Source organism: Frondihabitans sp. 762G35 (assembly GCF_002074055.1).
Lineage (GTDB): Bacteria > Actinomycetota > Actinomycetes > Actinomycetales > Microbacteriaceae > Frondihabitans.
Map to the genome: position 1 here is coordinate 285231 of NZ_CP014619.1, position 12709 is coordinate 297939.

At 69.5% G+C, this 12709-nt stretch carries 12 protein-coding genes; all 12 read left to right on the plus strand.

What is annotated here, in order from left to right; genetic code table 11:
• The first annotated feature begins 26 nt into the window (after positions 1 to 26).
• The 12 genes from AS850_RS16980 (at position 27) to AS850_RS01435 (ending at position 12574) form a co-directional block, all read left to right on the plus strand.
• Positions 27 to 1760 carry a type IV pilus twitching motility protein PilT gene (locus tag AS850_RS16980; protein WP_119867505.1) on the plus strand — a complete coding sequence of 578 codons (1734 nt, stop codon included), beginning with the start codon at positions 27 to 29 and terminating at the stop codon, positions 1758 to 1760.
• On the plus strand, positions 1760 to 2986 hold the full coding sequence (locus AS850_RS01385) for a type II secretion system F family protein (protein ID WP_119867506.1): 1227 nt from the start codon (positions 1760 to 1762) through the stop codon (positions 2984 to 2986). Before AS850_RS16980 ends, AS850_RS01385 begins: the two co-directional genes overlap by 1 nt.
• Positions 2987 to 3014: 28 nt before the next feature.
• Positions 3015 to 3500 carry a type II secretion system protein gene (locus tag AS850_RS16755; protein ID WP_236940793.1) on the plus strand — a complete coding sequence of 162 codons (486 nt, stop codon included), beginning with the start codon at positions 3015 to 3017 and terminating at the stop codon, positions 3498 to 3500.
• A 269-nt stretch (positions 3501 to 3769) separates the two neighbouring features.
• Positions 3770 to 4249: a type II secretion system protein gene (locus AS850_RS16995; protein WP_119867507.1), complete on the plus strand. Its 480-nt coding sequence runs from the start codon at positions 3770 to 3772 to the stop codon at positions 4247 to 4249.
• 114 nt (positions 4250 to 4363) lie between these two features.
• The gene (locus AS850_RS01400; protein ID WP_119867508.1) at positions 4364 to 5761 is read left to right on the plus strand and encodes a type IV pilus modification PilV family protein; all 1398 of its coding nucleotides are present in this window, start codon (positions 4364 to 4366) and stop codon (positions 5759 to 5761) included.
• Complete coding sequence (locus tag AS850_RS01405) at positions 5761 to 6477, plus strand: PulJ/GspJ family protein (protein ID WP_119867509.1); 717 nt, start codon at positions 5761 to 5763, stop codon at positions 6475 to 6477. Before AS850_RS01400 ends, AS850_RS01405 begins: the two co-directional genes overlap by 1 nt.
• Before the next feature lie 14 nt (positions 6478 to 6491).
• Positions 6492 to 8339 (plus strand): pilus assembly PilX family protein, encoded by a 1848-nt coding sequence (locus AS850_RS01410; RefSeq protein ID WP_119867510.1) that lies wholly within the window; start codon positions 6492 to 6494, stop codon positions 8337 to 8339.
• Positions 8339 to 9184, plus strand: a complete 846-nt coding sequence (locus tag AS850_RS01415; RefSeq protein ID WP_119867511.1) for a prepilin peptidase — start codon at positions 8339 to 8341, stop codon at positions 9182 to 9184. Before AS850_RS01410 ends, AS850_RS01415 begins: the two co-directional genes overlap by 1 nt.
• Positions 9185 to 9220: 36 nt before the next feature.
• Complete coding sequence (pilM, locus tag AS850_RS01420) at positions 9221 to 10270, plus strand: type IV pilus assembly protein PilM (RefSeq protein ID WP_119867512.1); 1050 nt, start codon at positions 9221 to 9223, stop codon at positions 10268 to 10270.
• Positions 10267 to 11109 (plus strand): hypothetical protein, encoded by an 843-nt coding sequence (locus tag AS850_RS01425; protein ID WP_119867513.1) that lies wholly within the window; start codon positions 10267 to 10269, stop codon positions 11107 to 11109. Before pilM ends, AS850_RS01425 begins: the two co-directional genes overlap by 4 nt.
• A gap of 2 nt (positions 11110 to 11111) precedes the next feature.
• Positions 11112 to 11918 (plus strand): hypothetical protein, encoded by an 807-nt coding sequence (locus tag AS850_RS01430; RefSeq protein WP_119867514.1) that lies wholly within the window; start codon positions 11112 to 11114, stop codon positions 11916 to 11918.
• 188 nt (positions 11919 to 12106) lie between these two features.
• The gene (locus tag AS850_RS01435; RefSeq protein WP_119867515.1) at positions 12107 to 12574 is read left to right on the plus strand and encodes a DUF6121 family protein; all 468 of its coding nucleotides are present in this window, start codon (positions 12107 to 12109) and stop codon (positions 12572 to 12574) included.
• Positions 12575 to 12709 lie beyond the last annotated feature (135 nt).

Consider the following 12709-nt stretch of genomic DNA (forward strand, 5'->3'; position numbering starts at 1 on the left):
TCCGACCACCACCGAATGGACCCCCGATGAGCGACCCGATCTACGACCTGCCGGACCCCGACGGCACGAAGCGCCCGGTCTACTCCCTCGACGACGCCTCCGAGGCGGAGGCCGCAGGAGGCTGGTCCCCAGCCCCCGTGGGCAGCCGCCGCTGGCTGCGCGAGCAGGACGAGGCGGACGACTTCGACGACGACGCCCCCTCGGGCACCGGACGTGCCACGCCGACGTGGGAGATCCCGTCGTCGATCGCCGACCTCGACGACATCGATCCGACGCGCGCGCCCGAGTCGCCGCACGTCTTCGACCTCCCCTCGCCCCGTCAGAGCGCGCCGCCGGCCTGGCCCGCGTCGTCGTTCCCCGCGGCCGAGTCGTGGTCGGCACCCGCCCCCGCGGCGGAGCCGGTGGCGCCCGCCCAGCAGCCGGCCGCCTCGTTCCCGCCGCCGGAGGTGCCGCAGGCGTCCTGGGCCGCACCGACACCGGTCGACCAGGCTCCTGACCCTTCGTCGTTCGTCGCGCCCCAGGGCGCCTCGCACGTCGCGGCCGCCGAGGTCCCCGCCGCCCCGGTCGCCCCGCCGACCGCCGCCTCGTCCATCGCGCTGAGCCAGCACGCCCTGACCCAGGCGGACCACGACCTCATCGAGGCCCTCTGCCAGGTCGTCCTCCAGGGCGGCTCCGACCTCCACATCACGGTCGACGCCCCGCCGAGCATCCGCATCGACGGACACCTGCAGCCCGTCCTGTCGACCCTGCCCTGGGACCGCGAGAAGGTCCGTCGGGCCCTGTCGAGCCTCCTGTCGGCCGACCGCCAGCGCGAGTTCCAGACGCAGCTCGAGCTCGACTTCGCCTACTCGCTCTCGGAGGACTCGCGGTTCCGCGTGAACTTCTACCAGCAGCGCGGCGTCCTCGGCGCCGTGTTCCGCCTCATCCCGACCGAGATCAAGACGCTCGAGCAGCTCGGCATGGACCCCGCGGTGTCGAAGTTCGCCGGCCTGCCGCGCGGCCTGGTCCTCGTGACGGGGCCGACCGGATCCGGCAAGTCGACGACCCTCGCCGCCCTGATCGACCTCGTCAACCGCACCCGCGCCGACCACATCGTGACCGTCGAGGATCCGATCGAGTTCATCCACCAGCACAAGCGCGCGCTCGTCAACCAGCGCGAGGTCGGTTCCGACACGCACAGCTTCGCGAACGCGCTGAAGCACGTGCTGCGCCAGGACCCCGACGTCATCCTGATCGGCGAGCTCCGCGACCTCGAGACCATCTCCGTCGCCCTCACCGCCGCCGAGACGGGCCACCTGGTCTTCGCGACCCTCCACACGCAGGATGCAGCGCAGACCATCGACCGCGTCATCGACGTGTTCCCACCCCACCAGCAGGACCAGGTCCGCACGCAGCTGGCCTCCACCCTCCAGGGCGTCGTCTGCCAGACCCTCGTGCCGCGCGCCACGGGCCGGGGCCGGATCGTCGCCACCGAGATCATGATGATGACCCCCGCGGTCGGGAACCTCATCCGCGAGGGCAAGACCTACCAGATCTCCTCGTCGATGCAGGCCGGTCGCGACCTCGGCATGCACACCATGGACCAGGATCTCGCCGAGCTCGTCAACACCGGCAAGGTGACGCTCAAGGCCGCCATGGACAAGGTCCACGACACCGAGGGCTTCCACCGCCTCGTCACGCGCACCGACACCGGTGCGTCGCAGGGTCTCGCCGCCGGCGGGATCGACTTCGGAGACGCCTTCTCGGGGAGCGACCACTGATGGCCACCGCACTCACCTACGCCTACCGCGGCCGCGACGCCGCCGGCAAGGTCGTCAAGGGCAAGGTCGAGGCGTCCAGCGAGGGCGCCGTCGTCACCCGTCTCCGCACCATGGGCGTCTCGCCGATCGCGATCTCGGAGTCGTCGACGACGGGACTGCAGCGCGAGATCTCCATCCCGGGCTTCACCAAGGGCGTCAAGCTCAAGGACCTCGCGATCATGAGCCGCCAGATGGCGACGATGATCGGCTCCGGCCTGTCGCTCCTGCGGACCCTGTCGATCCTCGCCGAGCAGACCGAGAACCCGCGGCTGGCGAAGATCCTCTCGGAGATCCGCGAGGACGTCGAGACCGGTGTCTCGTTCTCCGACGCCGTCGGCAAGCACAAGCAGGACCTCCCCCCGATCATGATCAACATGGTCCGCGCCGGAGAGACGGGCGGATTCCTCGAGGGCGCCCTCGACTCGCTCGCCACCAACTTCGAGAAGGAGGTCAAGCTCGTCGGCACCATCAAGTCGGCGATGACCTACCCGGTCGTCGTGCTGGTGATGTCGCTGGTGGCGGTGGTGGTGATGCTGACGTTCATCGTTCCCATCTTCAGCAGCATGTTCTCGTCGCTGGGCGGCAAGCTGCCGCTCCCGACGCAGCTCCTCGTCTACGCCTCGCACGCCATGGTCTACGTGATCCCCATCGGGCTCGTCGTGGGCATCGCGTTCGGCGCCTGGTGGCGGGTGAACAAGAACACCGACCGGGTCCGATCCATCGTCGACCCGCTCAAGCTGAAGCTCCCCGTCTTCGGCCCCCTGATGACCAAGATCGCCATCGCCCGGTTCAGCCGGAACTTCTCGAACATGATCGGCGCCGGCGTCCCCATCCTGACGGCCCTCCGCATAGTCGGCGACGTCTCCGGCAACTGGGTGCTCCGGAAGGCCCTCGTCGAGGTGGCCGAGTCGGTCCGGCAGGGCGAGTCCATCGCCACGCCGCTCACCGAGGCGGCCGTCTTCCCGGCGATGGTCACGCAGATGATCTCCGTCGGCGAGGACTCCGGGTCGCTCGAGACGATGCTGATGAAGATCGCCGACTTCTACGACGCGGAGGTGCAGGCCACCACGGAGGCGCTCACGTCGCTGATCGAGCCGCTCCTCATCGCCTTCCTCGGCGTCGTCGTCGGAGGCATGATCGTCGCCCTCTACCTGCCCATCTTCAAGATCACGTCGCTCATCCACTGAGCCGCTCAGCACGAACGGAATTGCAGCCATGCCCCCTCGACCTCTCATCGACCTCGTCCACCGCCGGAAACCTCGACCGGACGGGGACGACGACGGGTTCACGCTGATCGAGCTCCTGGTCGTCGTCATCATCATCGGGATCCTGGCGGCGATCGCCATCCCGGTCTACCTCGGCGTGCAGAACAACGCGAAGGACTCCAGCGCCCAGTCCGACCTCGGCAACCTCAAGACGGCCGTGGTGAGCTACCAGACGACGAACGGCTCCGCGGTCGCGACGACCAAGACGACCTGGTCGTCGGCCGGGACGCCGCTGACGGCGGAGCTCGCGAAGTCCGGGGCGACCCAGGGGCAGAACACGACGAGCCTGACGTTCTATCCGTCGGCCACCGGCTTCTGCGTTCTGGCCATCAGCAAGTCGGGGACGAGCTTCGCTGCGACCGATCAGATCGGCGTGGCCAAGGGCTCCTGCACGGCCGCCGGCGTCTACCAGACGGCCCTCGTCACGACTCCCTGAGCGGGTTCCGCTCCGCCGTGAGCCCCGCCGACCCCCGTGGTCGGCGGGGCTTCTCTGTGCCCCGTTCGGGGCGACCTCGACGATCTAGCAACCACCCCCTCATCAGGGGTTCTCCCGCACCGCGCGCGCCCCGGACTGGGGTCACGAAAACGCCGAAAACCCCCCGGAGGAGGGATTGGGGGTCGCTTGATCGCCAAATAACGTCTCTCTTGGCAGGCAGAGCTTGCCTCCACCTCCCTCCCCATCCCCCTTCCCCGAAACGGACAATCATGTACTTCACGCTCATGGGCAAGCTCAACGCTCGCCGCAAGAACATCGCCGAGCAGGACGACAAGGGCTTCACCCTCATCGAGCTCCTCGTCGTCGTGATCATCATCGGCATCCTCGCCGCGATCGCCATCCCCGTGTACCTGGGCGTGCAGAACAACGCCAAGAACTCGGGCACGCAGTCGGACATCACGAACGTCAAGACGGCCGTCGTGTCGCTGCAGACGAACAACGGCGCGCTCCCCACGAAGTGGACCGCCGTCGTCACCTCGCCGACCGGCTTCCCGATCGCCCAGACCGGCGGCGCCACGACCGACTTCCCCAACGCCGGAGCCACGCTCAGCTCGAGCACGACGTCGCTGAACTACGGCCCGACCGGCACCTCGGGTGACTTCTGCATCATCGGCATCAGCAAGGGTGGCGGCACGTTCTACGCGACCTCCACCGCGGGCGTCAGCACCACCGCCTGCACCATCTCCTAACACCCCTCGTCTCAGGGCGGACACCCCGCGGTGTCCGCCCTGAAGCGCGATCCACCCACAGCACCCCACCCAGACTTCCCCGCCCGACGCCTCACCCGAAGGAGGTGAACCACCGTGAAGACCATCCGCAGGATCCTCGGCCTCGACCTCCCCGACGAGCGGACCGACGCCGGCCTCACCATCGTCGAGGTCGTCGTGGCGATGCTCGTCTTCGCGGTGATCACCGTCGGGGCCATCGCGGCCGTCGGGACCGTCCTCACGATGACGGGCGACAGCAGGAGCCGCGAGGTCGCGGCCAACCTCGCCGCCCAGGACGTCGACCGGGCCCGCAGCACGCCCGATGTGTTCGACGTCCAGTCGACGACGACCCCCGTCGTCTCCCAGCAGAACGGCACCACCTACAAGCTCACCCGTAATGTCAACTGGGTCAGCACGAGCGGGATCTCCTCCCAGTGCGGCGCCGGCGGCGGGGCGCTCCTCTACAAGCAGGTCAACACGACCGTGACCTGGGGCTCCGGCTCCTCGGCCCAGAGCACGTCGACCAACACCCTCCTCGCGCCGAACAGCAAGATCAACGACCCCGACTTCGGGACGATCCTCGTGACCGTCCAGTCGGGTGTCGGCCTCGGCTCGACGTCCGGTGTCTCGGTGACTATCGCGCCCGACTCGAGCGTGGCCTCGAACACGGCCGTCTCCCTCGCGGCGCAGCCGGACGCCACCGACGCCAACGGCTGCGCGTTCGCCCTCAAGGTGACCCCCGGCAGCTACACCGTCACCCTCTCCTACTCGGGCGCGCAGTACCGCGACCAGGCGCAGAGCGCGACCCCGAGCCAGTCCGTCAGCGTGGGGGCAGGAGGCTCGGCGTCGGCGATCTTCGCGTACGACCCCGCGGCGATCTACTCGATGCAGTACGCCAGCAACTACGCCCCGGGCGGCGCCACTCTCCCCTCGAACCTCGCCACCAGCTTCCTGAGCAACCTGCCCCAGTACACGGCGACGACGCCGGCCCTGACGCAGTACGTCAGCCCGTCCCAGGGCGGATACCAGGCGCTCGCGGGCCGCTACGCGCCGGCCACGGCCGCGCAGAGCTGCGTCGACACCGACCCCGAGGCCTGGCCCAAGGGATCGGGCAACACCACCGGCAAGCGCCAGCCGCTCGTCTCCGCGCAGCCGGCCGACACCCAGCCGATGAACGTCGCCATGGGCGTGATCCGCGTCAACGTCGCCTCCAACGTCCGCTTCGTCACCCTCTCGTCGACGTCGCCCCTGGGCGACGATCCCGGCTGCAACATCGCGCAGACCTACGTGTATCCCGTCGTCCCGACGGTGTCGGGCACGCAGTACCAGGTGACTCTCGCCGTCCCGTTCGGCACCTGGACCGTGGCCACGCAGACCACCTCCGGCGGTCTCTACAGCGGTGTCCTCTTCACGAACATCACCCCGCTGACCACGGGCCAGACGGCGTTCAGCCTCGCGCTGAACAAGGTCATGCTCGATCCGAGGACGAAATGATGCGCCGGATCCGCGAGGCGATGCCGGGCGCGCTGCGTCGCGACCGCGAGGCCGCCGACGCCGGGATCAGCCTGGCCGAGCTCCTCGTCACGATCACGATCTTCGGCATCATGATGGCCGTCGTCATGGGCATCTTCGTCTCGCTGACCCGCGCGACGTCGCTCGGTCAGAAGACGGACGCCAACGTCCGCCAGGCGTCCAACGGGATGAACGAGATGTCGCGCATCATCCGTGCCGGGACGAACAACCCGGTGCAGAACGCGGCACCGACGCCCGCGTTCGGCGACGCCAGCCGTGAGTCGCTCACGGTCTTCGCCTTCGTCAACTTCAAGGACACGACGCAGCGTCCCATCCGCGTCACCTTCTCCATCGACACCCAGCGCCGCCTCCTCGAGACCACGACGCAGGCGACCGACATCGGCAGCGGCTACTGGAACTTCACCGGTGCGACGTCGACGTCGGCGACCCGGGTCATCGCCACGGCGGTCGCGCCGCAGCAGGGGTCCGACCCGGCGCTCTTCTCCTACCTCGGGGCGGACGGGGCGGCCATCGCCCCCCAGGCGAGCGGCTCGCTCCTGCCGGCCCAGTGGCCCCTGGTGGCGGCCGTCCAGATCACGCTGAAGGTCAAGAACTCCTCCACCAGCACCGACACGGGAGTCACCCTGCAGAACACGGTCGGGATCCCCAACCTGACGAACACGGGAGCGGTCTCATGAGGCGACTTCGCCGGATGCTCGGATTCGACGCGAGCCAGGGGGAGAGCGGCGTGGCCCTCGCCATGGCCCTCATCTTCGGCGTCGTGATCACGATCGTGTCGGCCACCGCCATCTCGTTCGCCGTGTCCGGCCTCAAGAAGTCGAGTTCCGACGAGGACTGGAACGGCGCCATCGCCGCCGCGTACGCCGGTCTCGAGGATTACCAGGCGCACCTCTCGAACGACAACGCCTACCAGAAGTACGGGAATCCGGCCGCGCCCTTCAGCGCTGCGAGCTCGGTGACCCTGCCGACGGGCGCCCAGGCCAACCCGGCCTTCGGGATCGGCACCGGTGGCACCTGGCAGACCATCAAGAAGGCCGACGGCACGACGGACAGCGGTGCCCGCTACCGGTACGAGGTCGACAACTCCACCTACGCCGCCACCGGAACGCTCAAGATCCGCGTCACCGGGCAGGTCGGCCAGCGAGTCCGCTCGGTCGTGGCGAACCTCCGCCAGCAGGGCTTCATCAACTTCCTCTACTTCACGAACTTCGAGGTCCTCGACCCCAACATCTACACGCCCACGGGCGGGCAGACGGTCGCCTCCTGCTCGAAGTACGCCTGGGCGGGGCGCTCGACCAGCTGCAGCAACATCGCGTTCGGCAACGGCGACACGATCAACGGCCCCGTCCATTCCAACGACACGATCCGCATCTGCGCGGCGACCTTCAAGGGCATCGTCACGACGTCGAACCCGAACGTCGTCGGCGGCAAGCGGTACACGGCGACCGACTCCAACGGGACCGCGTGCTCCGGGCAGTCGTTCCCCGCGCAGCCGTCCACGGGCCCGACGTACGCGTCGACGATCGGTATCCCCGCCACGAACGGCAACCTCATCGCGGAGACGCGCTCCGACCTCACCGGTTCGACCGTCCCCCGCCCCGGCTGCCTCTACACCGGCCCGACGAAGATCGTCTACAGCGTCGACGGGTCCGGCAACGGTCTGATGACCGTCAAGTCGCCGAACACGAAGTTCACCAACATCGCGAGCCCCGACGCGAACGGCAACTACACCGCCGGCTCCAACCCGAGCCAGTGCGGGACCCCGGGCACCGCGACGAACGGCCTCGCCTCGGCGGCCGGCGCGACGATCCCGGTCATCAGCAACAACCTCATCTACGTCCAGAACATCCCGACCAACTCGGCCGACAAGAACTACACGTCGACGACGACGCTGCCGCAGAACTGCGGCTTCGACGCGACGACCAACCAGGCGACCGGATCCGGCAACGGCGTCGGCTACCCCATCGCCGGCGAGGCCGCGCCCGCTCCGTCGTACGCGTGCCCCTACGGCACCCGAAACGGCGACGTCTTCGTGCAGGGGACGTTCCACGGCCAGAACACGATCTCGTCGGCCAACTACACCTACATCACCGACGACATCCTCTACCGGGACACCAACGCCGACCTCCTCGGGCTCGTCAGCCAGAACCCGATCTTCATCTGGAATCCGCTCAAGTACAGCGGATCCTGCCTCAGCGGCAGCTGCAACGCCACGGCTCTCCTCAACACCGCCGCGTACAACAACGACTACAACCGCACGATCGACGCCGCCATGATCTCCGTCTCCGACATGATCCAGGTCCAGTCGACCTACGGCGGAGGGGCGCGAGGCACGCTGAACGTCTACGGCGCCATCGCTCAGAACTACCGCGGTGTCGTGACGACGGGCTCCAACGGCTACGTCAAGAACTACAACTACGACCAGCGCCTCCTCTACCAGGCGCCGCCGAAGTTCCTCTCGCCGGTGACGACGACCTACGGCGTCACCGTCCTCGAGGAAGTCCCCACCGCCATGAACCCCGACGGGAGCTCGAAGTGATGCTCACCGTCCTCCCGTGGATCCTCGCGATCGTCGTGGTCGGAGGAGGCCTCGGCCTCCTCATCGGATCGTTCCTCAACGTGGTCGTCTACCGCGTGCCCAACGGGCTCTCGGTGGTCTCGCCGCCGAGCACCTGCCCGACCTGCCACAGCGCGATCAAGGCGTACGACAACGTGCCCGTCGTGTCGTGGCTCCTGCTCCGCGGTCGCTGCCGGAACTGCAGCGAGTCGATCTCGGCCCGCTACCCGATCGTCGAGATGGCCACCGCCGTCTTCTTCGTCGCCGTGGCGGTCCGCTTCGTCCCCGCCCGTGCCCTCATGACGGCCGCGCCGGAGCTGGGCCCCTCGCTGGTCGCGCTCGTCGCCTTCCTCTACCTCGCCGCCATCAGCGTCGCGCTCGGCCTCATCGACGTCGACGTCCACCGTCTGCCCGACGCGATCGTGCTCCCGTCGTACCTCGTGGGGGCGGCGCTGCTCACCCTCGCCAGCGGGCTCGCCGGCGACTGGGCCGCCCTGGGACGCGCGGGCATCGGCATGGTCGCCCTCTGGGCCTGCTACCGCCTGATGCGCGCGGTCTACCCCGCCGCCATGGGCTTCGGCGACGTCAAGCTCGCGGGTGTCCTCGGTCTCTTCCTCGGCTGGCTCGGGTGGGGGCCCCTGGTGGTCGGGGCCTTCTCGGCCTTCCTCCTCGGGGCGGTCTTCGCCGTCTCGCTGATCGCCCGCGGGCGAGCCGGACGCAAGTCCGGCATCCCGTTCGGCCCCTGGATGCTCGCCGGCGCCTGGATCGGCATCTTCGCCGGCGGCGCCGTGTGGACCGCGTATCTGTCCCTCCTCGGACTCGTCTGAGCCCCCCACCCTTCCGAATCAGAAAGCGAGCGCACCATGAGCAAGACAATCGTCGGTGTCGACATCGGCGCGGACACCCTTCGCGCGGTCGAGATCTCGGGCGCCGCCTCCTCGCGCCCCACGCTGGTCCGCTTCGGCGAGATCCGCCTGCCCCAGGGATCGGTGAGCCGCGGCGAGGTCCTCGAGCCCCAGACGGTCGCCGACGTCCTCAAGACCCTGTGGTCGCAGGCCGGCTTCAAGAGCAAGCAGGTCGTCCTCGGCATGGGCAACCAGCGCGTCCTCGCCCGCGACCTCACCGTCGCGAAGGCGTCGAAGGCCCGCATCAAGGAGTCCCTGCCCTTCCAGGTCCAGGACATGCTGCCCGTGCCGGTCGCCGATGCGCTCCTCGACTTCTACCCCGTCTCCGAAGGTGTCGGGGAGCACGGGCCCGTCATCAACGGTCTCCTCATCGCCGCCGTCAAGGACGCCGTGCTCGGCAACGTGCGCGCCTCCAAGCTCGCGGGGCTCACGACGATCGGGGTCGACCTCATCCCGTTCGCCGTCACGCGGCTCCTGGTCGATCGCGGCCAGGCCCCGGAGACGGTGGCCCTCATCGACATCGGGGCGTCGACCACGTCGGTCGTCCTCGTGTCGAGCGGCGTGCCGCAGTTCGTCCGGATCATCCCGAGCGGCGGCGACGACGTGACCAAGGACCTCGCAGCCCGGCTGGAGATCCCCACGGAGCTCGCCGAGGGAGCCAAGCGCACCCTCGGACTCGTCTCCACGTCCACCGTCCAGGAGGACCGCGTCGCCTCGAGCGTCATCTTCGAGACGGTCAACGAGCTGCTCGGCAGCCTCCGGAACACCGTCAGCTACTACGCCAACACGCGCCCGCAGGAGACCGTCAGCAGGATCGTCCTGACGGGCGGGGGCGCTCGACTCCTCGGCCTCCCCGAGGCGCTCGCCGAGGTCACACGGCTGCCCGTCGTCGAGGCGGACCCCTTCGACTCCATCGCCTTCGGACGCTCCGTCGCTCAGGACGAGCTGCGTCGCAACGCCTCCTCGTACACCGTCGCCCTCGGACTCGCCCTAGGAAGTGCCGCATGAAGTTCTACCTGACCAAGGCCGCGCAACGCGCCGCCGAAGGGGGTGCGCAGCCTCAGAAACCGGCTCGCGCCGCGAAGACGCCCAAGCCGACCCCGGACGCTCCACCCCGGGCCCGGAATGCGAAAGCCACCGTCGAGTCCGCCGCCGCACCGCAGCGTGCTCCGAAGGCGCCGCGACGGGGTGACGTCCGCGCCGCGGGACTCGGCGCGGGCGCGGAACCCCGCGTGGACCTCCTTCCGCCCGAGGTCCGGGCCGAACGTCGCAGCGGCCAGATGGTCGGCCGCGCCTGGCTCGCCGTCGGAGTGGTCGCGGCCCTCGTCGTGATCGGGACCGGCTCGGCCACGCTCTACTCCGCGAGCGCGAAGTCGAAGCTCGCCGACTCGCAGGCCCAGACGGGCGAGTTGCTCGCCCAGCAGACGAAGTACAAGGACGTCCGGACGTACCAGGCGCAGTCGACACTCGTGTCGGCCGCGCAGAGCGTCGGGGGATCGACCGAGATCGACTGGAACACCTACCTGGCGAAAGTCCAGGCGAGCCTGCCGACCGGCGTCACGATCACCTCGGTCACGATCGACTCGACCGATCCGCTCAAGGCCTACGCCCAGGCGACGACCCCGCTCCAGGGCGAGCGCGTCGCGACCCTCACGTTCACCGCCACCAGCGCCGAACTCCCCGCCGTGCCCACCTGGTTGGACGACCTGACGAAGCTGCCGGGCTACACCGACGCCTCGCCGGGCAGCGTCGCGTTCGACGCGTCGACGAAGCTCTACACGGCGAACATCACGATGCACATCACCCAGGCCGCCTACTCGGGCCGCTACACCACCAAGGACAAGTGACCATGGACCGCAATCGTCTCCTGATGATCGGCGCCGCGGTCGCGGCGCTCGCCGTGATCGCCGGCGGGTTCCTCCTCGGCGTCCAACCGCAGCTCCAGGCCGCCGACAGCGCGTCGGCGCAGGAGACGAGCGTCCGGGCTCAGAACGCCTCCCTCGTCGAGAGCACCAAGACGCTCGAGAGCGCCTACTCCAAGCTCGACTCCCTCACGACGCAGTTGACGAGCCTCAAGGCGTCGATCCCGCAGACCGGTGGCCTCGCCGACCTGATCCGCGAGTACAACACCCTGGCCGACAAGACCGACACGACGATCGTCAAGATCGTCAACGGCGACGCCGAGGCGTACACGCCGCCCGCGGTCGCGGCGACCGCCACCGGGTCGTCGTCCGCCACCGCGACCGCGAGCCCGTCGCCGTCCGCGACCGCGGCTCCGACGAGCACGCTGCCCGTCGCGCCGGCGGTCGTCACGAGCCCGCTGATCACCGCCGCGAACTTCTCGGCGATCCCGGTCTCGGTGGAGATCAAGGGCAGCTACGCGCAGGCCCTCGAGTTCCTCAAGGGCCTCCACGACGGCCCCCGCCTCTTCCTCGTGACGCAGGTGACGAGCTCGGTGTCGTCCACCGAGACCAGCAGCGCGGCCTCGGGAGCGGCGGCGGCGTCCCAGTCGCCCAACGACTGGACCATCTCCGGCCTCGTCTACGCCCTCACCGACGCCGCCTCGGCGAAGGCCCAGCAGCAGTCGACCTCCACGTCGACCGCCGCCGGGACCGCCACCGACGCCTCGTCGGCCGACACCGCGGCCGGCAAGTAGCCCGAGGCGGGCATCCGCCGCACGGCAGCCGTCGCACCGCACCCGCCGCCCGGCAGCCGCCGGACGGCCCCCAAGCCGCCACGGACCGGTCGGAGGTCCCGATCGACCGGTCCGTGGCTCACCCCCCCCCCCCCCCCCCGCAGCACCAGCCCCGCCCCGCTCCACCGCGCCGCGCGTAGGCTCGGAGCATGTCCCGTGGCCTCCTCGCGATCATGGCCACGGTCACCCACCTCGGCCTCGTGGTCCTCACGATCGGCATCGTGTCCTACGCCTCGAACCGCGACGTCATCGTCGAGCAGGATGCCGGGACCCTCCTCGGCCCCGCCATGGTCCTGGCCGCGATGGCGGTCGTGTTCCTGACTCTCGCGCGCTCCTTCGGCGTGGCCGAGCGCGACGGGGTGACCCCCCGGATCCTGCCGCCCGCCGTCGTCGCCGCCGTGGTCGCGTTCGTCGCGATGCTGCTCGTCGGCAGCGGAATCTACGCGCTCGAACGCGGGGAGGCGGTCTGGCTCGTCCTCTTCGCGGGCCGCTACGCGTCGTCCGCTTTCGTGGTCGTGTCCGCCGTCTGGGCTGCCGCGGTCGTCGCCGGGACCCTGCTCGTCGCCCGTCACGAGGCGGCGGCCGGCCGGCCGTCGGGGCACCACGACGACCTCTGAGTATCACCCTCGTCCGGGGTGTCGAAACGGGTGCCGGAGCGTGCTTAGAATTGCTCGTCCGGCTCGTCCCGGGCACTTCCCCCCGAGGCGCCGGTCTTCTCCCGGCCGCTTCGTCGCGCTCGAAAGATAACGGAG